This is a genomic window from Parasedimentitalea huanghaiensis, from assembly GCF_009753675.1.
Lineage (GTDB): Bacteria > Pseudomonadota > Alphaproteobacteria > Rhodobacterales > Rhodobacteraceae > Parasedimentitalea > Parasedimentitalea huanghaiensis.
On the sequence record NZ_WQLV01000002.1, the window covers coordinates 418,968 to 445,180 of the forward strand.

General features: G+C 55.2%; 32 protein-coding genes. 13 read left to right on the forward strand and 19 right to left on the reverse strand.

Translation table 11 applies throughout. From position 1 onward, the window contains the following. The first annotated feature begins 19 nt into the window (after nt 1–19). Nucleotides 20–1,060, forward strand: a complete 1,041-nt coding sequence (locus GO984_RS05750) for an NAD(P)/FAD-dependent oxidoreductase (RefSeq protein ID WP_157021587.1) — start codon at nt 20–22, stop codon at nt 1,058–1,060. Between the two features lie 9 nt (nt 1,061–1,069). On the opposite strand, the gene GO984_RS05755 is transcribed toward GO984_RS05750, so the two are convergent. After that, on the reverse strand, nt 1,070–1,879 hold the full coding sequence (locus GO984_RS05755) for an HTD2 family dehydratase (RefSeq protein ID WP_157021588.1): 810 nt from the start codon (nt 1,877–1,879) through the stop codon (nt 1,070–1,072). 8 nt (nt 1,880–1,887) lie between these two features. Further along, nucleotides 1,888–2,430, reverse strand: coding sequence for an NADPH-dependent FMN reductase (locus tag GO984_RS05760; RefSeq protein ID WP_157021589.1), 543 nt, complete (start codon nt 2,428–2,430; stop codon nt 1,888–1,890). 180 nt (nt 2,431–2,610) lie between these two features. Between GO984_RS05760 and GO984_RS05765 the strand changes: the two genes are divergently transcribed. Beyond that, the gene (locus tag GO984_RS05765; RefSeq protein WP_167740235.1) at nt 2,611–3,132 is read left to right on the forward strand and encodes a YkgJ family cysteine cluster protein; all 522 of its coding nucleotides are present in this window, start codon (nt 2,611–2,613) and stop codon (nt 3,130–3,132) included. A gap of 33 nt (nt 3,133–3,165) precedes the next feature. Here the strand turns inward: GO984_RS05765 and GO984_RS05770 are convergent, their stop codons facing one another. The 3 genes from GO984_RS05770 to GO984_RS05780 all read right to left on the reverse strand — a co-directional run bounded on the left by GO984_RS05770 (nt 3,166) and on the right by GO984_RS05780 (nt 5,336). Continuing rightward, complete coding sequence (locus GO984_RS05770; RefSeq protein WP_157021591.1) at nt 3,166–3,837, reverse strand: YiaD family glycine zipper/OmpA-like lipoprotein; 672 nt, start codon at nt 3,835–3,837, stop codon at nt 3,166–3,168. Nucleotides 3,838–3,963: 126 nt separating this feature from the next. Beyond that, entirely contained in the window at nt 3,964–4,803 is an 840-nt protein-coding gene (locus GO984_RS05775) for a methylated-DNA--[protein]-cysteine S-methyltransferase (protein WP_157021592.1), read from the reverse strand. 131 nt (nt 4,804–4,934) lie between these two features. After that, nucleotides 4,935–5,336 carry a winged helix-turn-helix transcriptional regulator gene (locus GO984_RS05780; RefSeq protein WP_342448061.1) on the reverse strand — a complete coding sequence of 134 codons (402 nt, stop codon included), beginning with the start codon at nt 5,334–5,336 and terminating at the stop codon, nt 4,935–4,937. 180 nt (nt 5,337–5,516) lie between these two features. Between GO984_RS05780 and GO984_RS05785 the strand changes: the two genes are divergently transcribed. The 3 genes from GO984_RS05785 (at nt 5,517) to GO984_RS05795 (ending at nt 7,736) form a co-directional block, all read left to right on the forward strand. Continuing rightward, on the forward strand, nt 5,517–5,894 hold the full coding sequence (locus GO984_RS05785) for a VOC family protein (RefSeq protein ID WP_157021594.1): 378 nt from the start codon (nt 5,517–5,519) through the stop codon (nt 5,892–5,894). Between the two features lie 211 nt (nt 5,895–6,105). Then, entirely contained in the window at nt 6,106–6,750 is a 645-nt protein-coding gene (gene nth / locus GO984_RS05790) for an endonuclease III (RefSeq protein ID WP_157021595.1), read from the forward strand. Continuing rightward, nucleotides 6,747–7,736, forward strand: a complete 990-nt coding sequence (locus GO984_RS05795) for an adenosine kinase (RefSeq protein ID WP_138161198.1) — start codon at nt 6,747–6,749, stop codon at nt 7,734–7,736. The genes nth and GO984_RS05795 overlap by 4 nt, the downstream gene beginning before the upstream one ends. Before the next feature lie 70 nt (nt 7,737–7,806). Here GO984_RS05795 and GO984_RS05800 read toward each other — a convergent pair whose 3' ends face one another. Continuing rightward, nucleotides 7,807–8,295, reverse strand: coding sequence for a MarR family winged helix-turn-helix transcriptional regulator (locus GO984_RS05800; protein ID WP_157021596.1), 489 nt, complete (start codon nt 8,293–8,295; stop codon nt 7,807–7,809). Nucleotides 8,296–8,371: 76 nt separating this feature from the next. Between GO984_RS05800 and GO984_RS05805 the strand changes: the two genes are divergently transcribed. Continuing rightward, entirely contained in the window at nt 8,372–9,244 is an 873-nt protein-coding gene (locus GO984_RS05805) for an EamA family transporter (protein WP_157021597.1), read from the forward strand. 9 nt (nt 9,245–9,253) lie between these two features. On the opposite strand, the gene GO984_RS05810 is transcribed toward GO984_RS05805, so the two are convergent. Next, nucleotides 9,254–9,799, reverse strand: a complete 546-nt coding sequence (locus GO984_RS05810) for a P-loop NTPase family protein (protein ID WP_157021598.1) — start codon at nt 9,797–9,799, stop codon at nt 9,254–9,256. 61 nt (nt 9,800–9,860) lie between these two features. Next, nucleotides 9,861–10,343: an RNA pyrophosphohydrolase gene (locus tag GO984_RS05815; RefSeq protein WP_157021599.1), complete on the reverse strand. Its 483-nt coding sequence runs from the start codon at nt 10,341–10,343 to the stop codon at nt 9,861–9,863. A 130-nt stretch (nt 10,344–10,473) separates the two neighbouring features. Between GO984_RS05815 and GO984_RS05820 the strand changes: the two genes are divergently transcribed. Next, the gene (locus GO984_RS05820) at nt 10,474–12,501 is read left to right on the forward strand and encodes an NADPH-dependent 2,4-dienoyl-CoA reductase (protein ID WP_157021600.1); all 2,028 of its coding nucleotides are present in this window, start codon (nt 10,474–10,476) and stop codon (nt 12,499–12,501) included. 51 nt (nt 12,502–12,552) lie between these two features. Here GO984_RS05820 and GO984_RS05825 read toward each other — a convergent pair whose 3' ends face one another. The 3 genes from GO984_RS05825 to GO984_RS05835 form a co-directional block, all read right to left on the reverse strand. Beyond that, nucleotides 12,553–12,897, reverse strand: a complete 345-nt coding sequence (locus GO984_RS05825) for an antibiotic biosynthesis monooxygenase family protein (RefSeq protein ID WP_157021601.1) — start codon at nt 12,895–12,897, stop codon at nt 12,553–12,555. Next, nucleotides 12,894–13,217: an NIPSNAP family protein gene (locus GO984_RS05830; RefSeq protein WP_138161192.1), complete on the reverse strand. Its 324-nt coding sequence runs from the start codon at nt 13,215–13,217 to the stop codon at nt 12,894–12,896. The genes GO984_RS05825 and GO984_RS05830 overlap by 4 nt, the downstream gene beginning before the upstream one ends. Nucleotides 13,218–13,337: 120 nt before the next feature. Beyond that, a complete protein-coding gene (locus GO984_RS05835; protein ID WP_157021602.1) occupies nt 13,338–13,778 on the reverse strand; it encodes a DUF4399 domain-containing protein in 441 nt (146 codons plus the stop codon). Between the two features lie 285 nt (nt 13,779–14,063). Between GO984_RS05835 and GO984_RS05840 the strand changes: the two genes are divergently transcribed. Next, entirely contained in the window at nt 14,064–14,969 is a 906-nt protein-coding gene (locus GO984_RS05840; protein WP_157021858.1) for a LysR family transcriptional regulator, read from the forward strand. A gap of 153 nt (nt 14,970–15,122) precedes the next feature. Beyond that, complete coding sequence (locus GO984_RS05845; RefSeq protein WP_157021603.1) at nt 15,123–16,688, forward strand: hypothetical protein; 1,566 nt, start codon at nt 15,123–15,125, stop codon at nt 16,686–16,688. A 17-nt stretch (nt 16,689–16,705) separates the two neighbouring features. Here the strand turns inward: GO984_RS05845 and GO984_RS05850 are convergent, their stop codons facing one another. From GO984_RS05850 to GO984_RS05870, 5 genes are all read right to left on the reverse strand, one after another. Next, nucleotides 16,706–17,641: an OmpA family protein gene (locus tag GO984_RS05850; RefSeq protein WP_167740236.1), complete on the reverse strand. Its 936-nt coding sequence runs from the start codon at nt 17,639–17,641 to the stop codon at nt 16,706–16,708. After that, entirely contained in the window at nt 17,638–18,210 is a 573-nt protein-coding gene (locus GO984_RS05855; RefSeq protein WP_157021605.1) for a peroxidase-related enzyme, read from the reverse strand. The genes GO984_RS05850 and GO984_RS05855 overlap by 4 nt, the downstream gene beginning before the upstream one ends. A 6-nt stretch (nt 18,211–18,216) precedes the next feature. Then, on the reverse strand, nt 18,217–18,942 hold the full coding sequence (locus GO984_RS05860; protein WP_167740237.1) for a GNAT family N-acetyltransferase: 726 nt from the start codon (nt 18,940–18,942) through the stop codon (nt 18,217–18,219). After that, on the reverse strand, nt 18,939–19,661 hold the full coding sequence (locus GO984_RS05865; RefSeq protein ID WP_157021606.1) for a competence/damage-inducible protein A: 723 nt from the start codon (nt 19,659–19,661) through the stop codon (nt 18,939–18,941). Before GO984_RS05865 ends, GO984_RS05860 begins: the two co-directional genes overlap by 4 nt. Before the next feature lie 73 nt (nt 19,662–19,734). Then, complete coding sequence (locus GO984_RS05870; protein WP_157021608.1) at nt 19,735–20,271, reverse strand: TetR/AcrR family transcriptional regulator; 537 nt, start codon at nt 20,269–20,271, stop codon at nt 19,735–19,737. Nucleotides 20,272–20,374: 103 nt separating this feature from the next. Between GO984_RS05870 and GO984_RS05875 the strand changes: the two genes are divergently transcribed. The 4 genes from GO984_RS05875 (at nt 20,375) to GO984_RS05890 (ending at nt 23,554) form a co-directional block, all read left to right on the forward strand. After that, nucleotides 20,375–21,130: an SDR family NAD(P)-dependent oxidoreductase gene (locus GO984_RS05875; protein WP_157021610.1), complete on the forward strand. Its 756-nt coding sequence runs from the start codon at nt 20,375–20,377 to the stop codon at nt 21,128–21,130. Between the two features lie 38 nt (nt 21,131–21,168). After that, the gene (sfsA, locus tag GO984_RS05880; protein WP_157021612.1) at nt 21,169–21,870 is read left to right on the forward strand and encodes a DNA/RNA nuclease SfsA; all 702 of its coding nucleotides are present in this window, start codon (nt 21,169–21,171) and stop codon (nt 21,868–21,870) included. Nucleotides 21,871–21,954: 84 nt separating this feature from the next. Further along, nucleotides 21,955–22,764, forward strand: a complete 810-nt coding sequence (gene map, locus GO984_RS05885) for a type I methionyl aminopeptidase (RefSeq protein WP_157021861.1) — start codon at nt 21,955–21,957, stop codon at nt 22,762–22,764. Between the two features lie 115 nt (nt 22,765–22,879). Further along, a complete protein-coding gene (locus tag GO984_RS05890; protein ID WP_157021614.1) occupies nt 22,880–23,554 on the forward strand; it encodes a hypothetical protein in 675 nt (224 codons plus the stop codon). Between the two features lie 123 nt (nt 23,555–23,677). Here GO984_RS05890 and GO984_RS05895 read toward each other — a convergent pair whose 3' ends face one another. Genes GO984_RS05895 through GO984_RS05905 form a run of 3 tightly spaced genes read right to left on the reverse strand, consistent with a single transcriptional unit; the run spans nt 23,678 to nt 26,168 of the window. After that, complete coding sequence (locus tag GO984_RS05895; RefSeq protein ID WP_157021615.1) at nt 23,678–24,349, reverse strand: HAD family hydrolase; 672 nt, start codon at nt 24,347–24,349, stop codon at nt 23,678–23,680. A 56-nt stretch (nt 24,350–24,405) separates the two neighbouring features. Continuing rightward, nucleotides 24,406–24,960, reverse strand: a complete 555-nt coding sequence (rsmD, locus tag GO984_RS05900; protein ID WP_167740238.1) for a 16S rRNA (guanine(966)-N(2))-methyltransferase RsmD — start codon at nt 24,958–24,960, stop codon at nt 24,406–24,408. Further along, on the reverse strand, nt 24,957–26,168 hold the full coding sequence (locus tag GO984_RS05905; protein ID WP_157021617.1) for an NAD(P)/FAD-dependent oxidoreductase: 1,212 nt from the start codon (nt 26,166–26,168) through the stop codon (nt 24,957–24,959). The genes rsmD and GO984_RS05905 overlap by 4 nt, the downstream gene beginning before the upstream one ends. Nucleotides 26,169–26,213 lie beyond the last annotated feature (45 nt).

The following is a 26,213-nucleotide window of genomic DNA, read 5'->3' on the forward strand; positions in this document are numbered from 1 at the left end:
CTGTCGAAAGGGCAAACAAATGGCAATGGCTGACATAACGGTGCGTGGCGCGGGGGCGTTTGGACTGACAATCGCCTGGGTCTGTGCCCAACGTGGTGCGCGGGTCCAAGTGGTCGATCCAAATGGCGCGGGTTCGGGGTCCAGCGGCGGATTGGTCGGGGCGCTGGCCCCCCATGTGCCTGAAAACTGGAACCCCAAGAAAGCCTTCCAGCTCGACAGCCTGCTGATGGCGGAGAAGTTCTGGTCTGAAGTGGAAGCGGCCGGAGGTGTCTCTTCGGGCTATGGCCGGACTGGGCGATTGCAACCCATCAAGGACGACAAGGCCTTGGGAATGGCCCGTCGACGGGCGGAAACCGCGCGCGAGTTGTGGCAGGGTGAGGCTGAGTGGTCAGTCTGCAAGACTTCCGATCTCGGATCATGGACGCCGCCCAGCGCCACCGGCTATGTCATCCACGACACCTTGACCGCCCGCATGTCACCACGCCGCGCCGGGGCCAGTCTGATCGCCGGGTTGGCAGTGATGGGGATAGATGTGGTCCCCGAAGCCCCGGATCAGGGATTGGTGGTACATGCCAAGGGCTTTGCTGGGCTGCAGGAGTTGAACGTCGAATTGGGCAAGACGATCGGCAGCGGTATCAAAGGCCAGTCGGCTGTGCTGCGCTTTGACGCTGGAGAGGTGCCGCAGATTTTTGCGGATAACCTCTACATGATTCCACATGCAGATGGGACATTGGCCATCGGATCCACCAGTGAACGAGAGTTCGATAGCCCAGATGAGACAGACCACCTTCTTGAGGATGTGATCGACCGCATCCGCACGCTGATGCCCGTTCTGCATGGTGCCGAAGTGATCGATCGTTGGGCTGGGGTACGGCCGCGATCTAAATCCCGCGCGCCCATGTTGGGGGCTTATCCCAACCGGCCTGGACATTTCATCGCCAACGGTGGTTTTAAGATCGGCTTTGGCATGGCGCCCAAAGTGGCGCATGTGATGGCGGATCTGTTGCTCAATGGGGTGGATGCCATTCCCGAAGGGTTCCGGGTGGAGGATAACCTGTAAGCTTTCGCACTATTTCGGCAAAGCGACCGCACTCATACATTGTCGCCCATCCGGGCCGCGCACCCACAGGTCATTGCCCTTGCTGCACAGAGTAGCCATTTCAAAATGCATGAGTGGCGAGGAGGCGCGGAAGCTAAATTCTGCAAGAGGCCCGATCTGCGCAGTTGCCATGAGCATCAGCTGCTGTGCCAGTAGCGGACCGTGCACCACCAGCCCAGTATACCCTTCGACATCACGTGCGTAATCCAGATCATAATGGATGCGATGCCCATTGAAGGTCAGCGCCGAATAGCGAAACAGCAGGGTTGAACTGAACTCAACCTCTTGGACATCGGTTTCATCCAACCTTGCTTCAGGCGCAATTGGCAAAGGTGCATTTGGATCTGGGTCCTCGCGGTAGACCAGATCCTGCCATTCGGTCAGGCACAGCTGGTCTTGCTGCCAGATTTCATGTCTGAGCGTCACAAACCCCAGCGGCCCACTGCGTCCGCGTTTTTGTGTTGCCGTTTCCAATACAGATCGTTTTTCAGCCACCAGACCTGCGCGTAGCGGTTCGCTAAACCTCAATCGGCCACCGGCCCACATGCGACGTGGCAGGCCAAGATCAGGCACTAGCCCACCGCCAGTTTTCGGGTGTCCGTCACGCCCCAAGTTGCTGGCCGGTTGTGGCGTCCAGAAATACAGCTGATGAAAAAATGGCGGTAAGTCGCTGCCAGCCCGAAGAGACGGCCCCTGCCCTAACGCAACTTGCAAAGCAACGCCACGGTCCGGGTCCATCATATCTGATTGCACGATCAGGTCTTGGGCTTTGGCGTTCATATTTCTTCTCAGCGTTGAATCTCGGTTTGCAGATTTTGCATCAAGGCCGACAAGGTCGTCAAATACTGATCGCTGGTCAGACGACCTGCATCGTCGAACTGGCCACCCGATCCCGCCAAATGCACTGGAGGTCCTGCAATCACACGAGGTTGGAACGGCACCATAAAGGCACGCAACACCATCTGTGCCTGTTCACCACCCGTCCGACCGGCGGCAGCCGACATCAGGGCGACGGGTTTATCCGCCCAAGGGCGACCGTCAGTGCGGCTGATCCAATCGAGGGCGTTCTTTAAAACCCCTGAAGGGCCCTTGTTATACTCAGGTGTGGAAATCAGCACAGCATCTGCCGCTGCAATCTGGTCCGCCAACTGCTGAACCGCGGCCGGAACGCCATCGCGGCTCTCCACATCTCCATCATAAAGTGGCAGATCAAGGTCCGCCTCAACATGACTTACGTCACCAAGCAACCGTACCGCCTCTAGCAGCAGTTTGCGGTTGGTGGCCTCGCGGCGCAATGAACCAGAAAGGGTCAGGATAACTGTCTCGGGCATGTTGTGGTCCTCTCTACATGTGGCGTACGAATTAACCTAACCCCGATCGGCGTGTACAAAAGCCCAATAACTGCGCAGCTCCTGTGCATCGTTGCTTCACCCAAACCGTGTTTACTTGCACCCTACCCCAGCTTTGGCTCATTCTGGTCCTCAGCGGTATCTATTACGGTGAGGTTTATTTTGAGCGACGGCCTGTGTGTATCCTGTTCCTTGTGCTGCAATGGCACCCTGTTCTCCCGCTTGGCCATCAGTCAGGAAGAAGCAGACCGATTAGAAGGCGATGTCGAGGTTTTCACCCGCGATGAAAAACTGCGCATGCGTCTTCCCTGCCCACAGCTGGGCAACGATGGGGCGTGTGGCTGCTACCTACAGCGGCCCGAAACCTGTCGCACTTATCGTTGCCAACTGCTGAAACGCAATGAACGGGGTGCCATCCCCAATGCAGATGCTCTGGCAATCGTGAAAGATCTGCATGCAATGCAGGACAAAGCCAAATCAGCGGCCATCGATGCAACGCCCGGACCTGAGCGTCGCAAAGGTAACACCAACGCCGCACAAGCAATGCGCGCTTTGAAGACCGCCAGATCAAAGCAACCGGAAGTGATCAACAAATACCTGTTTCAAAGCGCCAAGTTTCATTTCGAAACCTTCGTGCGATATGTCCGACTGCATCTACAGCCCAATTTTCGCAAGGAGAAATAGGGGTCGCGACCGTGGCGACCCCTTGTCAAAGCATCAGTTCGCTTGTGGGATGACCACAATTTCAACGCGGCGGTTCTGCGCCTTACCTTCAGGTGTCAGATTGCTGGCCACTGGCTGATCTTCACCTCGACCAATTGTCTGCACCCGGTTGTAGGGCACACCACCAGCCTGAATTTGATCCGCTACCGCATTGGCACGGCGCACTGACAGGCCTTGGTTATACGCAGCTTCACCGTCGCTATCCGTGTGGCCGATCACCTGCACCGAGCTGTCTGGGTAGCGCAGCAAGCTGTTCGCAACTTTTTGCAGATCTGACTGCACTGCCGAGCTGACTGTATAGCTGTCGGTTGCAAAGGTCAGATCGTTGGGCAGAGATACAATCAGCCGGTCGCCTGTGTTGACGATTGTGATGTCTTCATTGGCCAGCTCGTCGCGCAGTTCAGCGGCCTGTTTGTCCAGCGTTGCGCCAATCGCACCACCAGCCACGGCCCCAATCGCTGCCCCGCCCAGAACGGCGGCGGTTTTGTTGCTGCTGTTGGAGAGAGCACCGATGCCAGCCCCAACCAGAGCCCCAATAGCAGCCCCACCTTTGGTGTTCTGATTGGGATCGCCATTATACGTCCCCAGGGAGGCTGGATCGGTACAGGCACTCAGGCCCAGGGCGGCAACCAGAACGGTTGCTGTCGAGAATTTAACGATGGTCATGGTCTGGCCTTTGCTGCTCGGAACCGCGCCTGTCGCGCGTCTTTTGCCCAATATATCATGGTTCATGGCAAAAGGCTCAACCCCGGCGACCTGCGGGTCGGCAATTCCCCGCGCAAAAACAGTTCCTCAGGCCTCGCTGCGTGCGGCCTCATAGGCCAGCATTGCCCGTTTCACTGGTAGCCCCCAATGGTATCCACCCAAGGCCCCTGATTTGCGCAAAGCACGGTGGCAGGGAATGAGCCATGACACAGGATTGCGCCCCACCGCGGTTCCCACGGCACGTTGTGCGCGGGGTTCACCAATCGACTGGGCGATCTCGGAGTAGGTCGTGACCTGACCTGATGGGATCCGCAACAATGCTTCCCAAACCTTGATCTGTAGTGGAGCGCCAATCATGTGCAATGCGGTTTCACCGCGTCGATCAAAGGCTGCACTGACCAGCGGGGCCAACATCGCCGGGTCTTCGATAAACGTCGCTTTGGGCCAACGCGACTGCATATCGGCCATAGTCGCTTCACTCCCTGTTTCAGCGGCAAAACCCAGCCCGCAAATACCCTTGGCCGTGCCCATCGCCAGCGCCTGCCCAAAAGGGCTATCGAACCAACCCCAGAAGATTTTGAGGTCATTGCCTTTGCGGGCGTATTCACCAGGGCTCATTGCTTCCCAGCGCAGAAACAGGTCATGCAGGCGGCCAGATCCGGACAATCCAACTGCATGAGAAGCCCCCAAGGTGGTGAAATTGTCGTGCAATAGGGCCTTGGCGTGGCCCAGTCGCAAATATTGCTGATAGCGTTTGGGCGACACACCAACCCAGGCCGAAAACAGACGCTGGAAATGTGCCGGGCTCATATCCATCTTTTTCGCAAGCTCCTCTAGAGACAGGTTCTCGCCCCCTTCATCGATCAGTTCGATTGCGCGGCGCATAACACCATAATGATAGCTTTGCTCGTTCGCCTGAATATTCATCCGCGCTTCTCCTGTGGTCGTCTGAAATTAGACTAAGGATTGACTGGCGATCATACGACCCGAAACCTGCGCCTTGAGATGATTTATGGGTTTCCCGACATTCACCACTTCCAAACGAACGTCGGCTTTTGCTAGAGAAACCTGATTTCAGGTGCCATTACCTTACTGATCACTGCGCCCGTGTTTACAGCCTCGTATATTGATTTGGGCGGGCGAGCGGTTTCATCAACGCTACGGCGAACCCAGCTTCTGACTTCCATCGACTTCAATGATTGCGATAGTGCTCGATCTGTAATTCTCGGCAATTTTCGTTTGATATCGTTGAAGTGGCTTGATGAGTGAAGCGACGTCAGCACCGGAAGTGTCCAAGACCGACGGAGCAAATCTTGATCTTCATCAGCGGAAACATTTTGAATTTTGCTGGCTATTTCAGCGGCAGCAATTCCTAGCGGCGTAAGCCGAAACTCCGGCCGCAGGGGATGACCGTGACCGGGATTACGTTCTACCAACCCCATCGTGATCAGATGATCCATGCTCTGTGCGAAAGCAGTCCTACTTGCGCCAGTCGCCACCAACAGGGGCGCCTGGCGTCCGGCGATGCCTGCGTGCATGCTTGACAGTATGGGTAACGCCCAAGCTCTTGAAGTGATGTTGACAAACGATTCAATGTGCATAAAGTATAGTTAATACATTTAAGGTTAAAAGGAAAGACTATGTCGCTAATTTCGCTCGATGAAACTATAACTATTTCTCTGTCAGTCACGGATCGTCATGTAAGTGCCGAGTGGTACAGCGGTATGTTGGGGTTTGAGACCATCTACCACGCCGACGACGCAGGCTGGTCAGAACTTCAGACGAATACAGGCGGAGTAACAATTGGCCTAGGCGAGCATACCAAACCCGCCCCGGGCAACTGTGTACCCGTGTTTGGAACCGCTGACTTGGACGCCGCAAGGCAGAAGTTGGAGCTAGCCAAAGTTAGATTTGATGGTGAAACGGATGTTGTCGAAGGCATGGTCAAAACAGCAACTTTTTATGATCCTGATGGCAACGCCCTCATGCTCGCTGAAGATTTGACAGGCGGATCATGATTTATCGCGCCAGCTGAACCAACCACGTGAAGGACGGCAATGTTCCACATAATTGCCGTCTGAAGCACTTATATTGAAGTGCACTCACAAGGGTGCGCGGTTAAAATATGGCGCGGGGGCTGTTGCGAAACAACACAGGGTTAACCCGGCCTGAGCCAATTCTCCGGTTTCCCGTTGCGATGCGTTGCCTGTCACGTCATTAAGGCCCGCGATGGCAAAGCAACTCGATTATCATACCCTCCGCGAGATATTTTCGCGATTTCAGGCAGCTGAACCAGAACCCAAAGGGGAGCTGGAGCATGTTAATGTCTACACTCTGACGGTAGCGGTGGCCCTGTCGGCGCAGGCCACGGATGCCGGAGTAAACAAGGCAACGCGCGCATTGTTCCAAATTGCGGACACGCCGCAGAAGATGCTGGATCTGGGCGAAGAAGGGCTGATCGAGCACATCAAGACCATCGGGCTGTTTCGCCAAAAGGCCAAGAATGTAATCAAGATGAGCCGCATTCTGGTTGACGATTACAACGGCGTGGTCCCGAATTCCCGCGCTGCGTTGCAATCACTACCCGGTGTCGGGCGCAAAACCGCCAATGTGGTTTTGAACATGTGGTGGCAGCAGCCCGCGCAGGCGGTGGACACTCATATCTATCGCGTTGGCAACCGGTCCGGCATTGCGCCGGGCAAGGATGTCGATGCGGTTGAACGCGCTGTTGAAGACAATATTCCCGCTGATTTCCAGCTTCATGCCCATCACTGGCTGATCTTACACGGCCGCTATCACTGTAAAGCACGCAAACCGCTCTGTGGCACCTGCCTGATCCGCGACTTGTGCATGTTTGAGGACAAAAACCTATGAGAACTTACCAGATTGTTGGCATCGGCAATGCCGTTGTGGATGTCATCAGCCAAAGCGACGACAGCTTTCTTGACCTTATGGGGATCGAGAAAGGTATCATGCAGCTGATCGAACGCGATCGCGGTGAAGTGTTGTATGCAGCGATGCAAGGCCGAGTGCAGACGCCCGGCGGTTCCGTGGCCAACACCATTGCCGGCGCCGGCGCTCTTGGGCTGGATGCGGCATTTATTGGCCGGGTGCACGATGATGCACTGGGACAATTTTATGCAAAATCCATGAGCGACGATGGCGTTGATTTTGTGAACCCACCCGTGCCTGGCGGCGAGCTGCCGACCTCGCGCTCGATGATTTTTGTGTCACCCGATGGTGAGCGGTCGATGAACACCTATTTGGGCATTTCCTCCGAGCTGAGCTCGGCCGATGTGTCCAAGGATGTGGCGGGTCAAGCCAAGATCATGTTCCTTGAGGGCTATTTGTTCGATAAGGACAAAGGCAAAACAGCATTCCTGGAGGCCGCGCGCAGCTGTCACGAAGGCGGCGGCAAGGCTGGCATCGCAATTTCCGATCCGTTCTGTGTCGAACGTCACCGCGCTGATTTTCTGTCACTGATCGAAAACGAACTGGACTACGTGATCGGCAACGAGGATGAAATCAAGTCGCTGTTCGAAACTGATGATCTGGATGAGGCGCTGGCCAAAACTGCCGCAATCTGCCCGCTGGTGGTTTGCACCCGCTCTGGTGACGGCGTGACGGTTGTTTCCGAAGGCAAACACATCGAAGTTCCTGTGACCAAAGTTGTTCCTGTCGATGCAACCGGTGCTGGCGATCAGTTTGCTGCTGGTTTCTTGTTTGGTCTGGCCACTGGTCGTGATCTGGAAACTTGCGCTAAAATGGGCTGTGTTTGCGCCGGCGAGGTGATCAGTCACATTGGCCCACGCCCTGAAGCCAATATGCTGGCGCTGCTCAAGGCCGAAGGTCTGGTCTGATCTGACTTTCGCAGTTTTGTAATGCAATCAGAAAGCCGCCCGTACTGGGCGGCTTTTTTATTGGCAACACCTATTCCAGTTCTGCCGCGACAAGCGCCTTGCCGAGAAGGGCGCGGAAGGTTTCAACATCCGCCACGTCCAGATCAGCGATCAAGGATGTCTGGGTTTGGACGTGTTCCGTCACCACCTTGTCAATCAGGGCAAAACCGCTGTCGGTCAGACCGACCAAAAAGCTACGGCTGTCAGCAGGATTCACGCTCCGCTTTACCAGACCGTCGGATTCGAGCCGGTCAATCCGATTGGTCATCGTCCCCGATGCCACCATAGTCCTTTCCAGCAAGACACCCGGCGACAGGGTATAGGGGTCCCCTGCCCGGCGCAGGGTCGCCAGCACATCGAATTTCGCGGCATTCAACCCGTGCTTGGCAAACGTCTTATGCATTTCCTTTTGATAGGTCAGATACAGCCGCGCAACGCGACCGATAATACCCATGGCCGTCACATCCAGATCTGGCCGCTCTTTTTCCCATTGTCGGGTGATAAAATCTACGTGGTCCATAAACCCTTGTCGCATATTTTCTCTTGACGTCAAGATTAAATCCATTATCTCGACATCAAGAGAAAAGGAGTTTCCCATGTCCAGACGTTTAGATCTGCTGCTCACTGCCCTTGCCCCAGCCATTTGGGGGAGCAGCTACATTGTGACCACACAGCTGCTGCCTGAGCATTCGGCCATGACCGTGGCGTTTCTGCGCGCCCTACCCGCTGGATTGCTGCTGCTGTTGATCGTGCGGCAGTTGCCGCCATTGAACTGGGTCGGCAAAATTTTCATCCTTGGGGCGCTGAATTTTTCGATCTTTTGGGCCATGTTGTTCATTTCTGCCTATCGCTTGCCGGGTGGCGTCGCCGCAACACTAGGGGCCGTTCAGCCATTGATCGTGATTTTCCTAGCTGGGTTTGTGCTGCAAACCACAATCCGCAGCGGGCAAATTCTCGCAGCTATCTTGGGCATTGCTGGGGTTGCGCTGTTGCTTCTGACACCAGCAGCCCAATTGGATACGGTCGGGATTCTGGCCGGCCTGGGCGGCGCAGCCTCCATGGCGGCTGGCGTAGTCTTAACCCGCAAATGGCAGCCTCCGGTTCCGCCGCTAACTTTCACCGCATGGCAGATGACGGCTGGCGGGCTGTTGTTGCTGCCGGTGGCCTTCTGGATTTCGCCTGAGATCCCCACATTCACTCCAACTAATCTGCTGGGTCTGGCCTACCTTGGTCTGATCGGAGGCGCGTTGACCTATGTTTTGTGGTTCCGTGGGATAGCCCGGATTGATCCAGCATCAGTCTCTATTCTTGGTGTATTCAGCCCGCTGTCGGCCGTTGTCCTTGGCTGGGCGCTGATGGGCGAAACCCTGAGCACCACTCAATTGTTTGGAGCGATCATCGTGGTCTTCAGTGTCTGGCTTAACCAATCGAAAGCACAGCTCATCCAAACGCCACAGAAGGCAGCTTGATCCGCTGTCTTAGCCCAAAGTTGATCGAACTGTACCAGCAACATGTTCGGTCAACTCTTCCACAGTCAAAGCACCATCGACCCTGAGAATTGGCGGTGTTTGTTGATCGAGCCACCTTTCGTGTCTAGCGCGGCTGCGCCCCTGAAAATCCGGGTCCTCGTATTGCCCCGCCCATGCAACAAAATCTTGATGGATTTTGTACATATCACCACCCGGCTCGATACGGTTCCCATATCTTTGACTTTCTCGTGCAACAAGACGTCTCATCCTGAGCTGTTCATCGGTTGAAACAAACACGATGAAAGTTGCCTTTCGGGTTAGGTCTTCACCCCACCCCATGCAGGATCCTGAAAGCACCCAATCACCGTCACCCATTGTTTCCTGCATCGAAAGAACGCGATCTTTTGCGCTGCGTTTTTGTGAAAACGGCGGCTCTACGGGGGCCCAATAGTGATCATCACTATCGACGTGTAACATCCCCATTTTTTGAGCAATGGCGGCGCCGAGAATGGTTGTACCAGAACAGGACGCACCCAAGACAAAAATGCGTTGCATAACCTGTGAGTCCTTCATCATTATGTGGGCGACACCTATAGCAGTGAAGCAAGAACGGCGGCTATAGGTATTCGTTGAACTCTTGGATCACCCGCGCATAAACCTCACGCTTGAACGGCACGATCTTCTCAACCAGTTGATCCACCGGCTGCCAACACCAAGCCGAGAACTCGGGGTGATCGGTATCGATATTGACCTGATCATCTGTCCCAGTGAACCGCATCAAGTACCACTTTTGCTCTTGCCCACGGTACTTACCCCCCCAGAATTTGGGCACCACGTCGTGCGGCAGCTCATAGGGCAACCAGCCGTTACTTTCGGCGATGATCTCGACCAGTTCAGGCGTGACACCGGTTTCTTCCTCAAGCTCGCGCAGGACAGCCGCGCGGGGGTCCTCACCCTCATCAATCCCGCCCTGAGGCATTTGCCAAGCATCCTTGAACCGATCCTTGCGCTGTCCAACAAAGACGTCGCCATCCGCGTTGATCATCATCACACCCACATTGGGACGGTAGGGCAGTTTGGCAATCTCACTCGGGGTCATCGTGTTCTCCTGATCAGTCGCGCTACTGTGTACATGTGCCCCCGCGTCGCACAAGAGGGTGACGCCGCGTTTCGGGTGACAAGCTGGGCCAAGGCCGTAAATCTGTCCGGCAAATCTGAGGGAGAGTGTGATGACTGAGTACCCAAACCTGCTGGCACCGTTGGACCTGGGCTTTACCACCCTAAAGAATCGCGTGCTGATGGGATCGATGCACACTGGCCTCGAGGAGACCCGCGACTGGAACCGGGTCGCAGAGTTTTATGCCGCGCGTGCGCGGGGCAATGTTGGCTTGATGGTCACCGGAGGCATTGGTCCTAATCTGGAAGGTTCTGTTCTGCCCGGCGCGGCAATGATGACCCGTGAAGAGGACGTGAAGAACCACGCGATTGTCGCCAACCGGGTCCATCAGGCAGGCGGCAAGATCGCGATGCAGATCCTGCACGCCGGACGCTATTCTTATGGTCCGAAATGTGTTGCCCCCAGCGTGGTGAAATCGCCGATCTCGCCCTTCCCGCCGACCGAGCTGGACGAGGACGGGATCGAGAAACAGATTAGCGATATCGTCAATGCCGCGAGTCTGGCGCAAAAGGCCGGTTATGACGGGGTCGAGATCATGGGCTCCGAGGGGTATTTCCTCAACCAGTTTCTGGTCACCCACACCAACAAACGCACCGACCGCTGGGGCGGGTCTTATGAGAACCGGATGCGGTTGGCGATTGAAGTGGTCCGACGTACGCGCGAAGCTGTTGGGACCAACTTCATCATCATCTTCCGCCTGTCGATGATTGATTTGGTGCCCAATGGATCGACCCATGACGAGGTGGTTCAGCTGGCCGTCGAAGTTGAAAAAGCAGGCGCCACAATTATCAACACCGGCATCGGCTGGCACGAAGCCCGCATTCCCACCATCGCCACCAGTGTCCCCCGCGCGGCCTTTTCCTGGGTCACCAAAAAGCTGATGGGCAAGGTGGGTATTCCCCTGATCACCTCGAATCGGATCAACTCTCCCGAAGTGGGCGAAGAGGTTTTGGCAACCGGTTGTGCCGACATGGTGTCGATGGCCCGCCCGATGCTGGCGGATGCGGAGTTTGTGACCAAGGCTATGACAGGCGCGAGTGATCAAATCGCCCCCTGCATTGCCTGCAATCAGGCCTGTTTGGACCACACCTTTGGTGGCAAGCTGACCTCCTGTCTGGTGAACCCACGGGCCTGTCACGAGACCGAGTTGCTGATCGAACCCTCCCCAATTGCCAAAAGTGTTGCGATTGTTGGTGCGGGACCGGCTGGGTTATCTACGGCGCTGACCGCAGCACAGCGCGGCCATTCAGTGACCCTGTTTGATAAGTCGGATGAGATTGGTGGCCAGTTAAACATGGCCAAACAGGTTCCGGGCAAGGAAGAGTTCTGGGGATTGGTGGACTGGTACCGGACCATGGTCGCTGAGGCCGGGATTACCGTGAAACTGGGGGTTGAGGTTGGGGCAGATGACCTCGCCGAGTTTGACGAGGTGGTGATCGCCACGGGTGTCGTTCCACGTGATCCGCAGATCCCCGGACAGGACCGCGACAATGTTCTGACCTATATCGACGTGCTGCGTGGCAAGGCGCCGGTTGGCAAACATGTTGCAGTGATCGGCGCCGGTGGCATCGGGTTTGACGTTTCTGAATTCTTGCTGGAGGAGGGCCATAGCCCCACCACAGACTTACCGTTGTGGATGAAAGAATGGGGGGTCGCCGATCCTGCAGAGCATCGCGCTGGACTAGCTCCTGAGGGACCTCAGCCTGCTGCACCGGTCCGCAAGGTGACCCTGCTGCAGCGCAAGGCAAAGGCACTCGGCAAAGGATTGGGCAAAACCACTGGTTGGATCCACCGGGCCACATTGAGAATGAAAAATGTCGAGATGATTGGCGGTGTAAACTATGAACACATCGACGACGCTGGGCTACATGTCTCATTTGGTGAAGCGCGCGAAAACCCGACAGTCATTCCAGCGGATACCATTGTCCTGTGTTCGGGGCAGATCTCGCAGCGATCACTGGCCGATGCGTTGTCCGACCGGGGCATCTCTTGTCATGTGATCGGAGGCGCGGACGTAGCAGCGGAACTGGATGCAAAACGAGCCATCAATCAAGGCACCCGGCTGGCTGCGACGTTCTAAAAAAGAGGTGCGTGAACCCGCGCATCTGCGCGGAACCACGCACCCTACCCATTAACCGTGGATGTTGCGACTATCAGTGGGGGCTTCTGTCCGGTCCTCCATTCCGTAGTCACGAACGACACTGGCAACACGCAGGCGATAATCGGCAAAGATACCGCTGCGGCCACTGTCCTGCCCGGCACGATGTTCAGTCAGCGCCCGCCAGTTGGCCACGGCCTCTTCGTCGCGAAAAAAGGACAGCGACAATAGCTTGTCTGCATTCGTCAGACTTTGGAACCGCTCCACTGAGATAAATCCGTCGACCTGTTGCAACAGAGGCAACAGGTCAGCGGCGACCTTTAGGTAGTCGGGCTTGCGGCCTTCAGCGATCTGAACTTCGAACAGGACGGCTATCATTTTGAGGCTCCATGCGGGGAAGAGGCCAGTTTTAGCCAGGTCCGGTCCTCGCGCAACAGGAACTTTTCTTTCTGAGCGAACTCATAGTTTTCGCGCCCCAAGGGATCTGCCGACAAACGTGCGCGGTAGGATTCATAATCCGCCAGGCTGGCCACATTATAGATCCCATAGGCTAGCGTCGATGAGCCTTCGTGTGGGGCGTAGTAACCGATCAAGTCTGCCCCACAGCGCGGTATCGCCTGCCCCCAATTGCGCGCGTATTGCTCAAACTGGGATTTCTTTGTTGGGTCGATTTGATAGCGAATGATGCAGGTCAGCATTGATAACTCCGATTTTGATGACCTGCTTCTAGGGGCGATCCGCGAGCAAATGCTTCGCTCTGCATCGAAGTGTGGAGCTATCGCGTGACCTGGGCGACGGATGAACCGCCGCCCATTCTATCATTCAATTACGATGGTAATCACGTCTGAGACAATTGGGGTGGAATGCGGCACATGACCAAGATCCCCCATTACCAGTTGCAGTGTGTGCTGACCGGGTTCCAGATCAATCTTGGTTTCGGTTTGCCCGCCGCCAAAATGCACATGGTGCTCGTCAGCGGGTAACCCATAAGACAGCTCATCGGCCCCATCTTCACCCTCGCCCAACGGCGGACGGTCGATCAACAAATGGTGGTGACCGGTATTTTCTTTCTCTGTCCCCGCCGGGGCAACGCCCATACCTGATAAGCCAAAGATGACTGTCACCGGAGAGACAAAGGTGTCTCCATCTTCAATATTCACAAAATAAACCTGAGCATCGGGATTAGAGGCGGTCTCACCTCCGGCCCAGGCGGGCATTGCTAAAGAGACTGCAATTAGTGCTGCTGCAATTTTCTTCATCTGTCTAACCTTTTTAAAACACCTACAATGAAGACACCTTATCGCTCGTCCGCTGAGATTGCGACTCGCGTCCGGATGATCCCATTGTTCCTAAACTCGGACACACTAGTCCGTGGCAACTAAAATCGTTGTTCACATTTTATCCATCTTTGCCGACATCACGCGATCGTTTCCACATGCCGAACGATCCATGGAAAACCCCGGTATTATCCCACCAGCGCCCCGAAGTTGCCTGAATTGACCGTCATTCACATCCCCAAGCAAGATATGATCGAGGGGATCGAAATGGACCGACTGACTGAAATGGAGGCGTTTGCCAACGTCGTGGACCAGGGTGGTTTCACCGATGCCGCACGTAAAATGGGCATCTCCAAGTCCGCGGTTTCAAAACACGTATCCAGCCTTGAAGCACGGCTGGGTGCACGCCTTCTGAACCGCACGACCCGCCGTGTGTCGCCAACCGAAATTGGCCTAGCCTATTACGACCGCGCACGCCGCGTACTGAATGACGCCGGTGAAGCTGATGCCTTGGTTACCTCGATGCAATCGGCCCCCTCTGGACTGTTGCGGATTTCGGTCGCTACAGATTTTGGCGTCAATCACCTATCGCCGGTGTTATCCGAGTTCCTAAGTGACTTTCCGGATATCACCGTCAACATGGTGCTGAACAACCGCTTTGTTGAGCTGATCTCAGAAGGGTTCGACATGGCCCTGCGTATTGGTGAGCTGGAAGACAGCACCCTGCGAGCCCGTAAGCTGAGCGAAACAACCAAGCGAATGATTGCCTCACCCGAATATTTGGCAAAATTCGGACATCCTCAGAAAATTGATGATTTGAACGAGCATAAGCTGCTGCACTATTCGAACCAATCCAGTGGCAACATGTGGAAACTGACGGCACCCTCTGGAGAAAAACGTCAGGTGCGCACCGCCGGTTGGCTGAGTGTCAATGATGGTCAATCGCTGCTGAACGCCGCAATTTCCGGGCTCGGCATCGCCTACCTACCCAGCTATTTGTATTCACAAGCGATGGCTGATGGCCTGGTTCAAGACGTTATGCCAACGCTACCTCGTGAAACCCAAGGCATCTATGCCGTCTACCCTCCGGGTCGATTTACCCAGCCCAAGGTCCGCGCCTTTATCGATTTCCTTGTCCACGCCTTTGCCGACAAAGGCCCCGGTGACTGGTAACCACTCTTCAAACATCCTTCAGTGCCTCAAACTGCCCCATGCCCCACCGGTGTGGGGTTTTTTCTGCTGTGTTCAGCTCAGCGAATTGCCTTTTCTTGACGCATTGGCGGTTTGCGCGGAATACTTGGGTTTTAACCAAGTTGAGTATTTATCATGGCAGGATCTAGTCTCACGGCCCCGGTTGGCCTTTCTCCCCGCGAAAGTCAGGGCAAACCCGTAAAGAACAAAGCTGCAGACGTCATGCTGGTTCGTGCGATGTTGTCAGCCAACGGTATTGGGCCAATGGGAGAATCCAAAAAGATGGATTCAGGCCTTTTGAAATCCCTAAAGACGTTTCAGAAAAATATCGGTTTCAAGAACCCTGATCAAGTGGTCGATCCCGGCGGCAAAACTGAAAAGGCGCTAAAGCCTAAGTTTGAAGCGCAAAAGCGTGAGGCGGCCAAGGTTGTCATGGTCGAGGTCAAGTATCGCGGGAAAATTCTGCAGCTCACCGAGAAAGACCACGAAAAGATGGTCAAAGAGGTCTTTGCCAAGCTCGACGGTTATATGACCTCGCTGATCAAAAACCACAAAAGCTGCATTGATACGCATCAGGATTATCTGGATACGGCGATGTTGAAAGACGGTGTTATGAATGCGGTTGCACAGGCCATCATTATTACGGCCGGTTCCGTCAACATGCCCGATATGAAAATCATCAGCCGCTCGATCAAGGCAACCGGCGGGTTGGAGCGGGCAATTGCATCAAAAGACCTGAGCAAGCTGGATAAGGCCCTCCCCGAGGCAGAAGCGGCGATCAATGCCTTCAACGCCGAAATACAGCGGTTCTTGAAGGATTTCACCGGATCTGCACAGACCACTGCCACGGTCCTGACAATTACTTCGGCCACCTGTTTTGCCGTTGTTGGTGCCTTGGCCGCGCCGGTTCTGGTCACCGGAGCAGGGATGAGCGCAACAGCAGCTGCCGTGACTTCGGGCGCCAGCGTCGGTGTTTTGCAAAGCGCGTCGCAGGAATTGGGCAAGCACGCCAGTGGTATGAAGGTAACGGTATGGGGATCAGTCCAGTCCATTGTCATTGACGGGACCATTGGCGGTCTGACAGCTGGTATTGGCAACAAGATCCCGCTGAAGTTCTGCGACAAGATGGGCAAGGCCATGGCTTCCAAACTGGGGTCAAAAGTGGCCTTCATGTCCAGTGCGCAGCTGGAGAAGTTCATCGCCAATTATCTGGCTGGTTCAGGCCAGGAAGTCATCAAGGGTGCCATCGGAGAGTCGATAAAGCTGGTCGGGATCTGGATGAAAAAGGGCAAGATCCCTTCAGAGAAGGATTTCGACGCAGCAGTAGAGAGCATCTTATACTCTGCACTTCTGGGAGGTATGGTTAAAAACCTTGGCGGGTTCCAAAAGAAATGGGCGTATAAAAACAAAGACATGCTGACCGGCACCATCTTGCCTGATCGGTTTTCCAAACTTGCCAAAAGCAACACAATTCCCAAGACACTGCAGGCCAAGTTATGGGCGGACGTAATGAACAAAGTTTCGAATGAGGGGCTAAAGGCTGGTCACCATGAGATCTATGCACGCGCCACCGGCAAAGAGAGCGAAAAACAACTAACCGATATGGCTGCCAAGGCTCTGTTAAAAGACAAATCGCTCCAAAAAGTCATCGATCGTGAAATGTTGAAGGCGATGAAAAAGCACGGGATCGAGGCGAAGTAAGCCAGCTTTATTCTGGGTTACCGATTCAATAGTACCGCTTCGACCCGGCGGTTGGCTTCTCGTCCTTGGGGCGTAAGATTGCTGGTCAGCGGGGCCATATAGCCAACACCGGCGACGTCGATCCGGTTTACATCGATGTCGTAGGTCTCGTGCAGACGTTCACGGACTGCCGTAGCTCGTCGACGCGAAAGAGAGATGTTTTTGTCCTGTGCTCCAACATTGTCGGTGTGGCCCACCAGAGAAATATGCATCTCTGGGTTATCACGCAGAACTTCAGCCAGTCGCACAAGGCTTTCAAACGGGCCAGAACCCAATCGGGCAGACCCGCTGTCAAACTCCAGGTTCTCCAAAACCACGCGGCCATTGTTTGTCAGTACAGTGAGCAACCCTCTCTCTTCCGGTTCCACCGTTTGATCAGGTTCGGTCACCGGCATCGTAGGTTTGGGTGGCGTAACATCAATGGGATTGGTTTCAGGTGGGGTCACTTCAATCACCTGAATATAGCTGGCGCCACGAGATCGGGATACCAACAGCGACAGGGCCTGTTCATCCCCTTTGAGAGCGGACAAAAACAAGTAATCGCCGATTGCTACCGTCATATCCGGCGCAGGAACCACCTCGATACCAAAGCGGAAATCAAAGCCGCCGCAGTCTTGTGCCTGACACTGGAACAAAATGTCATAGCCTGCGTCCTCCAATTGCTGTCGCATCGGAGCAAACAATTGAAGCGAAGTGGCGTCACCCCCTGCCCGCCAAGTGCGTCGCAGCACCTGGCCCTCGAAATACCGGACAGGAACATTATCGTCAGCCGCTGGCCCCAGCGGCAGCGCATAGCGCGCTAGCGGACTGTGCCGCTGGGCCAGGGTCTTGGCCCCGTTTGGCAACGTCAAATCACTTGCCAGCGCAGGCAGTGCCAGCGCCGAAACGCAAAATATGACCAGTGCGCGGATCACCGGAACTGGCTGTGATATTCGTCATTGGGCTGCATCGCGGTCGCGCTGGCAATCCTGTTGGACATGTTGAAAAACCCGGTCACATTGGCAATGTCCCAGATATCGCGATCGCTAAACCCAACATCGCGCAGGCCTTGCCTGTCACTTTCTGATATTTCAGCACTGGCAGTGGTCATTTTGGCAGCAAAATCCAGCATTGCGCTTTGACGTGGGTCCAGAGATGCCATCCGGTAGTTCATCACCAGAACTTCACCCAATTTTGGATCACCGGACAATTGCCGCACAGCGGCACCGTGGGCAACCAGACAATAGAAACACTTGTTGATCGACGAGACCACCACCGCGATCATCTCGCGCTCCAGCTTACTCAGGCCACTTTCTGCCAACATCACGTCGTTATACATACCGGTAAAAGCGTTGAGCTTCGCGATATCAAAGGCGTTGGCCTTAAGAACATTGGGGATCATGCCCAGTTTCTCGACACAGATATCAAAGTACTTCTGGGTCTCAGGTGGCAGAGGATCCACCATCGGCAGGTCCAGCGCGGTGGGCATGGTCTGATCAGTCATTCTGGTTCAATCTCCGTTCGGCAAAATGCGGTAATGATACTGTCCCACAGTGGTCATACCGATGGAAGCATAGAGCCCGTTTGCGCCTTTGTTACGTTTGGTACATATCACCGCCAGCGTATCAGCACCGTTGTCGAGCGCCCAAAGTGCCGCCTGACGCATCATCCAGACACCCATTCCTTTGCGACGTTGATGCGGTAAAATCTCTAACGCGTGTATCATGGCAACGCCATCATGGATGGCACAAAAGGCTGCACCAGCAGGCTTGTCATCGTTGCGGCTTAACAATGCGGTTTTGGCGCCTGCCACACGGTCCATCACCGCCCAGCGATGTGGTCCTATACCACCCGAGGCCCATATTTCCTTTTGGATTGCCAAGGGCTCCCAAACACAAAAGGTGGTAACCCGCGGGATCGCTACATCGCCTAAAAGGGTCGCAGGGCAGGCCCAAATATTGACCGGGTCCATCACCTCATAGCCACGTATCGCGAGCAAACCGTCCAGATCAGCCTCGCCATCATGTACCATGAACAAAGGCTTTTGGCCCATTGCACGCATTGCCGACTCGGCCGCGACTATGTCTGCATCGGTGACCACACCTGACACTGTCGCCGCTGACACCCGGCTGCCGCCGCCAAGTCCCTGACGCAAAGTAACAGGACCCAGGTTCGTTTTAGTCGCGGCCGGCCAAGTTGCCTCCGATACTGCGTAGTACCGCGGATCTGTGCTCACAGCTCAAGCTCCTTGGCCAATTGTGTCATCGCCGCATCAATGCGGGTGCCTATTGTGCCACGGATCACGATATTTGCACCAAATGCGCCATCCTTTTGGAAGGGATAGCAGCCAATTGACAGGTCATCATACTTCTCGGCCAGTGCACTTAAAGTGGGCGCAATGTCCCCCTCTCCGCGCAACACCCGCAGGGTTTGCGAGAGCATCGGCTGGCCGCCGGTAATCGTTGGCAGGACCGAAGCTACCATCGCCTGAAAGACCAGTGGCACCCCGGCCATCACATGTACATTGCCAAGGGTAAATCCCGGTGCAACTGAGACCGGATTGTCAATCAGTGTTGCCCCATCAGGAATACGCGCCATGCGTAGACGGGCCTCGTTCAGCTCACTACCGGATTTTTTGTAGTGCTCTGCCAGCAGTGCCCGCGCGTCGTCGCGTACGTCAATTTGAGTGTCAAAGGCCTGTGCAATACAGTCGGCGGTAATGTCATCATGCGTAGGGCCAATTCCACCGCTGGTGAACACATGATCAAAGCTTTCAGATAGTGCCCGAACCGCTGAAACGATTGCAGCTGCATCATCGCTGACAATACGAACCTCGGCCAAATCTACGCCGTGCTTGGTCAGCTCACCGGCCAAGAAATACATATTGGCGTCGCGTGTGCGCCCTGAAAGGATCTCGTCGCCAATGACCAGCATGGCTGCGGTGGGGTTTGGCATCGTCTCACTCCTTTGGCGGTTTTGTCCGCAAGATACCCCCACCCGCCGTAAGGGCAAGCAGACAGTTTCTTTTTCACCTGTAACCTTCAATGATCCGATCAAACAGAGTGTCATCCTGCAGGCTCCGCGACAGGATCATCGCCCCTTCAAGCGCCGCTATCATACAGGCCGCTTTCGTTTCGGCCTCCTCGGCTCCTAGCCCCCTGGCTTGGAAAACCTGCCCCAGCCACTGGATATTTCGAACAAAGAAAGCGCGCGTTTGGCGGGCAACGGGATCTGGCAAGTCGCTGATTTCGGCACCAAACATGCCGCAAAGACACATTTGCCCATCCTCGATCAGGGCTCTGCGATAGCTGGCCGCATAGCGCCGCAGCATTTCATCTGCGCCTTCAGCTCCTGGTTCGCCCAGCCCGTCAAGAAACCGGTTGGTATACCGTTCCGCCAGCGCCGCCCCCAAAATTTCCTTATTGGCAAAATGATAGTGCACACTGGCCGATTTAATGCCGATCTCAGCTGCGATCTCGCGAAAGGAAAAACTGTTGTAGCCGCCCTGTCGCGCCATCCGTTCGGCGCTGTCCAGGATACGGCTGGCGGTTTCTGAATAGGCCATTTGTCCACTCTTTTATCTACCTACCTGCAGATAGGGGTTGACGACTCATTCCGCAATCTCAATATAGCTACCTATCGATAGGTAGGCAAAAAGGATTGACGACATGACCACTCCAACAACACTCATCATCGGCGGTTCCAGCGGCATGGGTCTGGAAACAGCCCGCAACCTGACAGCACAGGGTCAGCATGTTACTCTGGTTGGCCGTTCAACTGAAAAACTGGCTGCGGCCAAAGCAGAATTTGGGATTTTGGCTGAGACCGCGCAGCTGGACTTGTCCGACACAGAAGCGACAAATGCATTTGCGGCTGAACTGAAAACCAGCAAACGTCACATCAACCAACTGGTGAACGCAGCTGGCATTTTTGCACCCAAGCCCTTTCTGGAGCACACCGGTGAAGACTACGATGCTTACATGGGGCTGAACCGGGCGACCTTCTTCATCACCCAAGCGGTTGCAGAAAACATGAAAGCCAATGGCGGAGGTTCCATCGTGAACATCGGGTCCATGTGGGGCAAGCAGGCGGTCAAAGCGACACCTTCATCCGCCTATTCCATGGCCAAGGCTGGCCTGCACTCTCTGACCCAACATCTGGCAATCGAGTTGGGCGAGCACGGTATCCGGGTCAATGCGGTCTCTCCCGCCGTTGTGGTCACGCCTATCTATGGCGCATTTATTGACCCGGACCAGATCGAAGACACCCTGACAGGGGCCTTTGATGCATTCCACCCTGTTGGACGTGTGGGCCGCCCCTCGGATGTTGCAGCAACAGTTGCGCATTTGTTATCAGACCAAACGAACTGGGTCACCGGCGCCATCTGGGATGTAGACGGCGGCGTTATGGCCGGTCGCAACTGATACTTTAACAGCAGGCGGGGGTGCGATAGGCAGAAGGCATGAACTTTGCCACGCCCCTCATCCCCGCCACGCTGATCCGCCGCTACAAACGGTTTCTGGCCGATTGCCAGCTACCAGATGGTCGCGAGATCACCGCACATTGTGCCAACCCTGGCTCAATGATGGGGTTGGCCGAACCGGGAATACGCGTGTGGTTGGAACCAAACGACGATCCGAAGAAAAAGCTCGACTATGGCTGGCGGCTTGTTGACCACGAGAACGGCCACTTTACCGGAGTTGATACCTCGGTCCCCAACCGCGCTCTGCGGGCTTCTCTTGAGGCTGGTGAAATCATTGAACTGGCCGATTATGAAACCCTGCGCCCCGAAGTGAAATATGGTGAAAACAGCCGTATTGATTTCCTGTTGACCCAGTCCGGCCTGCCCGATTGTTACGTCGAGGTCAAAAGTGTCACCCTGATGCGTCAGCCGGGACTCGCCGAGTTTCCTGACAGCGTGACCAAACGCGGCACCAAGCATTTGGGTGAGTTGACCAAAATGGTACAGCAAGGCCACCGGGCTGTGATGCTGTATTTGGTACAGCGCACCGATTGCCAGCGCTTCCAGCTAGCGGCTGATATCGACCCGGCTTACGCTGCAGCCTTTGACCAGGCACAGGCCGCTGGTGTTGAAAGATTGATCTATTCAACCAATATTTCACCTGAGGAGATTACCCTGGGCGCGGCTATTGCCGCCGCCTGAACAGCGCGGCATCACAGCCTATGGCCCTTTTGTGCCAATACCCTTAGATAGCGATCCAAGATTGCAGCGATGGAGCCCATCTTGATGAGAAAAAACGGTGGCCGGACAACCAAGGACGGCATTCGCATTTACCAACAGGCCGACTATGCCGGCATGCATGTGGCCGGAAAACTGGCCGCGCGTATTCTGGACGACATTGCCGCACATGTCTTTGTCGGACAAACCACGGGCGAAATTGACCGAGTGATCACCCAGATGGTCGATGACGCTGGCGCCAAATCAGCCACCATCGGCTACAAAGGCTATCAGCACGCCAGCTGTATTTCAGTGAACCATGTGGTCTGCCATGGCATCCCCGGTGACAAAAAACTGAAGGATGGTGACATCCTCAACATTGATGTCACCGTGATTGTTGATGGCTGGTTCGGCGATACCAGCCGGATGTTTGTTGCAGGCAAGCTACCGCGCAAAGCTGAACGGCTGATCCAGGTGACCTATGATGCCCTGATGAAGGGTATCGAGGCGGTCAAACCTGGTAATACCTTTGGCGACATCGGTCATGCCATTCAGGTCTATGCCGAAAGCCAGCGAATGAGCGTTGTACGCGATTTCTGTGGTCACGGTCTGGGCGAGGTTTTCCACGCCCCACCTAATGTGCTGCACTATGGCCGCCCCGGCACCGGTGCCACTCTCGAAGAAGGCATGTTCTTCACGATTGAGCCAATGATCAACCTGGGCCGCCCCGAAACCAAAATCCTTGCCGATGATTGGACAGCGGTAACCCGCGACAAGTCTCTGACCGCTCAGTTTGAACACTCCGTTGCGGTGACCGCTGACGGTGTTGAAATTTTCACCCTCTCACCTGCTGGCAGATTTCATCCAACCTACGGCTGACGCCACAACCCCTCTGCATCCGTCCAGCTGACGGGCACAGAGGGGTTTCATCAACCGTTTGACCAACACCCAGAATGCCCTAACCTGATCCCTATAACGTCTATTGGGGGTGGTTATGCCGTTTAGGTCTATCGTTGGATTGGTGTTTATACTGGGCATTGCACAACCCGCACCAGCGCAAGAGGCCAGTATTGACTTCAATCTATTCAGTTATGAGGGTGCCTATCTTAACCGAATTTTCCGGTTTAACGCCGATTACACTGCCAAATACAACATCCCCATCGAGGTGCCGTTTGCCCTGCAAATCCCGGTACGCAGTGATGTCGAAATCATCGCAGACGGGCGCCCCAGCGGCGGTATTGTCAAATTTACCTTCGCCACTAAAGACCCTTCCGGGCGAAAATTCATTGAGAACTTCCATGTGGTCGATGCAAGCTTCCCGATCCCACAGGATAGTACCGACCCAATGCCCATCCGGTTGCGCAGCGCCGCCAAAGCCCTGACACAGTCGGCCTACCCTTCGGCGGTCCAAGGCTTCACAGATGCCAAAATTATCAGCACCCTCGAAATTGTCGTCAATGGCCTGCGCGCGGTTGAGCTTCTGGGCACCTACAACGACCCCGCCAATGGTCCGATGGTGTTGCAACTGGTCGCCGTCCCACATCCCAACCGTGCCGAGAGCTATTTCATCGTTCACAACATCAGCCGCACCATGGTCCCGATGAGCGGCCCGGAACAGCTGCCCGAAACACTGGGTGGCCGGGTATTGGACAGTTTCACCTACGACTAACCTCCAAGACAGGACCGGATCGTCTTCATCTAGCTAAAAGTATCCCGGGGGTGAATTGCCGCAATAGCGGCAAGAGGGGGCAGCGCCCCATCTTGAACTCAGGCTTGGATCTGCACTCCGGGCTTAATCATCAGCTAAACCAATCAACCTCGGCACCTGCGCCATGGCGTTGAACAGCTCAGCCCCCTGGTCAGACAAGTCAGCACCATCCCCTTCGGGTATATAGCCCAGACAACGCATCCCTGCCCGTGCCGCCGCAGTTGCTCCCGTAGTGCTATCTTCAATCACCAAACAATCACGCGCCTGCACATCAAAATGACTTGCGGCAGCCAGAAATAATCCCGGTTCCGGTTTGGCCACCCCCAATGAGTGGGCAGAAAACATTGCATTCGGGTGAAACCGATCCCATAGGCCATTCTGACCAAGGGTAATCCGCATTTTGTCTTCACTGCCGTTTGAGGCTACACAGCATTGAATCCCCTGCCGGTCCAACAGCTCCAGCAGCTCTGGAATACCCTGCACAAGCGGGACGCCTTGTTGCAAACGCTCGTAGGTTTCCTGATAAACATCATCGACCCACGTGGGCGGCAACTCTGCGCCCCTTTCCAGGGCGATCTGCAAAACATCGTCCATTGTGGCTCCAACAAACAAATTCATGCATTCAGACAGTGTCAGATGCAGGCCAAATTTGGCCAGGTTGTCTGCAACCACCTGATTTGAAACCACTTCGCTGTCGACCAGCACTCCATCACAATCAAAAATCACCAGTTTTGGTGTTGGAAAGGTTGTTGGCATCTATCAAATTCCACTTTCAAAATAAGTTAAAAATCGAGCTGATGGTCGGGTGAGTTCTAAATATCCCGCCACATCAGAGTAATATAGGTATCGCCATATTTCCGGCTATCGCGCAGCTGATAGCCTTCGGGCGCGGGCATCGGGGCGTTTTCCTCCCACACAATCAGCGCCTCATCATCAATCCAGCCGCCAGCGGCCACCGCCGCCAGTGCCTTTTCCCCCAATGCGCGACCATAAGGTGGATCTAGGAAAATCAGGTCATAAGCTGCATCCGGATTGGGGCCCAACTTCAGCGCATCGCGTTTGATCAGGTTGGTGTTTTCCTCACTGCGTGTGATCTCGATATTCTTGCGGATCAGGTTTGATGACACCCGACCATCATCAACAAAAGTAACACAGTCCGCCCCGCGCGACAGCGCCTCAAGCCCCAGTGCGCCGGTCCCTGCAAACAGGTCCAAAACCCGCGCGCCGGGAATGGCGCCTGTATGGGTCAACACATTGAACAGGCTTTCACGGACCCGGTCGGTGGTGGGGCGCAATTGCGCCCCCGCATCCCCCTTACCCACGGCAGCCAGTGCCCGACCGCGAAAATCTCCAGCTATGATCCTCACGCCTTCAACAGACTTTTCAATTCAGTTTCGGGATCAGCCACGGCCTGCGCATCACAGGTTTTGCCCATATCGATCAACCGCTTACCCACCATATAGGCGCGAGGATCGTTCATCGCATCTACCGCCAAAAGCTGAGCATCTTTGAAGTACCAATACGACACCGACTGCCCTTCGCCGGGTCGCGTAACAACATGGGTGTAGCCGGTATTCAGCCCTGCAATTTGCAGTTTTACATCATATTGGTCTGACCAGAACCAAGGTTTGGCAACGTATTCTTTGCCAGCACCCATAATATTCTGTGCCACCAATTCTGCCTGATCAATGGCATTTGGTACACTTTCCAACCTGATCCGCCCTCCCTGATAAGGGAAGGAGGCACAATCGCCTGCCGCCCAGATCGCAGAATCTGACGTGCCACCCTGAGCATTGGTCTCGATGCCGTTGTTCAACGTCACGCCGGCCATCTCTGCGAGATGAGTCGCTGGCGCGATGCCAACTCCAACCACCACAAAATCTACTGTGACTTCTGAACCATCGGTCAATACTGCGCCGGTGACTTTGCCGTTCGCACCAACCAGCCGGTCCAGGCCAACGCCTTCGCGGATATCTACCCCGTGCCCACCATGCAGTGCGCGGAAATAGTCCGAGGTTTCAGGCGCAGCGACCCGTTGCAAAATCCGATCAGCCATTTCCACCAATGTCACCTGTACACCGCGTTTGGCGCAGACTGCAGCGGCCTCAAGCCCGATGTAACCGCCACCGACAATCAACGTGCGGGCCCCTTCGGTCACCATGGGTGCCATTGCATCGACATCCGCTAACCCGCGCACCACAAACACGCCGTCCAAATCGCCACCAATTGAAGCTGGCAAGCGACGCGGGTCCGACCCGGTGGTCAGCGCCAGATGATCATAAGAAATCACCTCATTCGCCAGAGTGACCGTTTTTGCAGCGGCATCAATTGCTGTGACCGGCTGCCCCAGTCTCAGAGTGATGTTGTTGTCCGCATAAAAACTCTCGGGTCGCAAGAACAATCGCTCCAGCGTCATTTCACCTAACAGGTACCCCTTGGACAGCGGAGGTCGCTGATAAGGCAGGTTCGGCTCAGCCCCGATCAGCGTAATCTCACCGTCAAACCCGTCTTTGCGCAGCTTGGCCACCAACGAAGAACCCGCCTGCCCTGCCCCTATCACGACTATGTGGCTCATGTTCCACTTGCCTCCCAACACTGTTCCGGTCACGTCTGTTGCCGG

Excerpts from the sequence above, each read along its gene's own strand:
- GO984_RS05775 (WP_157021592.1), bottom strand. The coding sequence starts at position 4,803 with ATGAATATTCAGGCGAACGAGCAAAGCTATCATTATGGTGTTATGCGC.
- GO984_RS05820 (WP_157021600.1), top strand. The coding sequence starts at position 10,474 with ATGACTGAGTACCCAAACCTGCTGGCACCGTTGGACCTGGGCTTTACC.
- nth (WP_157021595.1), top strand. The coding sequence starts at position 6,106 with ATGGCAAAGCAACTCGATTATCATACCCTCCGCGAGATATTTTCGCGA.
- GO984_RS05845 (WP_157021603.1), top strand. The coding sequence starts at position 15,123 with ATGGCAGGATCTAGTCTCACGGCCCCGGTTGGCCTTTCTCCCCGCGAA.
- map (WP_157021861.1), top strand. The coding sequence starts at position 21,955 with ATGAGAAAAAACGGTGGCCGGACAACCAAGGACGGCATTCGCATTTAC.
- GO984_RS05785 (WP_157021594.1), top strand. The coding sequence starts at position 5,517 with ATGTCGCTAATTTCGCTCGATGAAACTATAACTATTTCTCTGTCAGTC.
- GO984_RS05830 (WP_138161192.1), bottom strand. The coding sequence starts at position 13,217 with ATGCTGACCTGCATCATTCGCTATCAAATCGACCCAACAAAGAAATCC.
- GO984_RS05870 (WP_157021608.1), bottom strand. The coding sequence starts at position 20,271 with ATGGCCTATTCAGAAACCGCCAGCCGTATCCTGGACAGCGCCGAACGG.
- GO984_RS05755 (WP_157021588.1), bottom strand. The coding sequence starts at position 1,879 with ATGAACGCCAAAGCCCAAGACCTGATCGTGCAATCAGATATGATGGAC.
- GO984_RS05800 (WP_157021596.1), bottom strand. The coding sequence starts at position 8,295 with ATGGACCACGTAGATTTTATCACCCGACAATGGGAAAAAGAGCGGCCA.
- GO984_RS05815 (WP_157021599.1), bottom strand. The coding sequence starts at position 10,343 with ATGACCCCGAGTGAGATTGCCAAACTGCCCTACCGTCCCAATGTGGGT.
- sfsA (WP_157021612.1), top strand. The coding sequence starts at position 21,169 with ATGAACTTTGCCACGCCCCTCATCCCCGCCACGCTGATCCGCCGCTAC.
- GO984_RS05865 (WP_157021606.1), bottom strand. The coding sequence starts at position 19,661 with ATGCCAAACCCCACCGCAGCCATGCTGGTCATTGGCGACGAGATCCTT.
- GO984_RS05770 (WP_157021591.1), bottom strand. The coding sequence starts at position 3,837 with ATGACCATCGTTAAATTCTCGACAGCAACCGTTCTGGTTGCCGCCCTG.
- GO984_RS05810 (WP_157021598.1), bottom strand. The coding sequence starts at position 9,799 with ATGCAACGCATTTTTGTCTTGGGTGCGTCCTGTTCTGGTACAACCATT.
- GO984_RS05805 (WP_157021597.1), top strand. The coding sequence starts at position 8,372 with ATGTCCAGACGTTTAGATCTGCTGCTCACTGCCCTTGCCCCAGCCATT.
- GO984_RS05750 (WP_157021587.1), top strand. The coding sequence starts at position 20 with ATGGCAATGGCTGACATAACGGTGCGTGGCGCGGGGGCGTTTGGACTG.
- GO984_RS05895 (WP_157021615.1), bottom strand. The coding sequence starts at position 24,349 with ATGCCAACAACCTTTCCAACACCAAAACTGGTGATTTTTGATTGTGAT.
- GO984_RS05840 (WP_157021858.1), top strand. The coding sequence starts at position 14,064 with ATGGACCGACTGACTGAAATGGAGGCGTTTGCCAACGTCGTGGACCAG.
- GO984_RS05875 (WP_157021610.1), top strand. The coding sequence starts at position 20,375 with ATGACCACTCCAACAACACTCATCATCGGCGGTTCCAGCGGCATGGGT.
- GO984_RS05825 (WP_157021601.1), bottom strand. The coding sequence starts at position 12,897 with ATGATAGCCGTCCTGTTCGAAGTTCAGATCGCTGAAGGCCGCAAGCCC.
- GO984_RS05795 (WP_138161198.1), top strand. The coding sequence starts at position 6,747 with ATGAGAACTTACCAGATTGTTGGCATCGGCAATGCCGTTGTGGATGTC.
- GO984_RS05780 (WP_342448061.1), bottom strand. The coding sequence starts at position 5,336 with ATGGATCATCTGATCACGATGGGGTTGGTAGAACGTAATCCCGGTCAC.
- GO984_RS05835 (WP_157021602.1), bottom strand. The coding sequence starts at position 13,778 with ATGAAGAAAATTGCAGCAGCACTAATTGCAGTCTCTTTAGCAATGCCC.
- GO984_RS05760 (WP_157021589.1), bottom strand. The coding sequence starts at position 2,430 with ATGCCCGAGACAGTTATCCTGACCCTTTCTGGTTCATTGCGCCGCGAG.
- GO984_RS05905 (WP_157021617.1), bottom strand. The coding sequence starts at position 26,168 with ATGAGCCACATAGTCGTGATAGGGGCAGGGCAGGCGGGTTCTTCGTTG.
- GO984_RS05855 (WP_157021605.1), bottom strand. The coding sequence starts at position 18,210 with ATGACTGATCAGACCATGCCCACCGCGCTGGACCTGCCGATGGTGGAT.
- GO984_RS05890 (WP_157021614.1), top strand. The coding sequence starts at position 22,880 with ATGCCGTTTAGGTCTATCGTTGGATTGGTGTTTATACTGGGCATTGCA.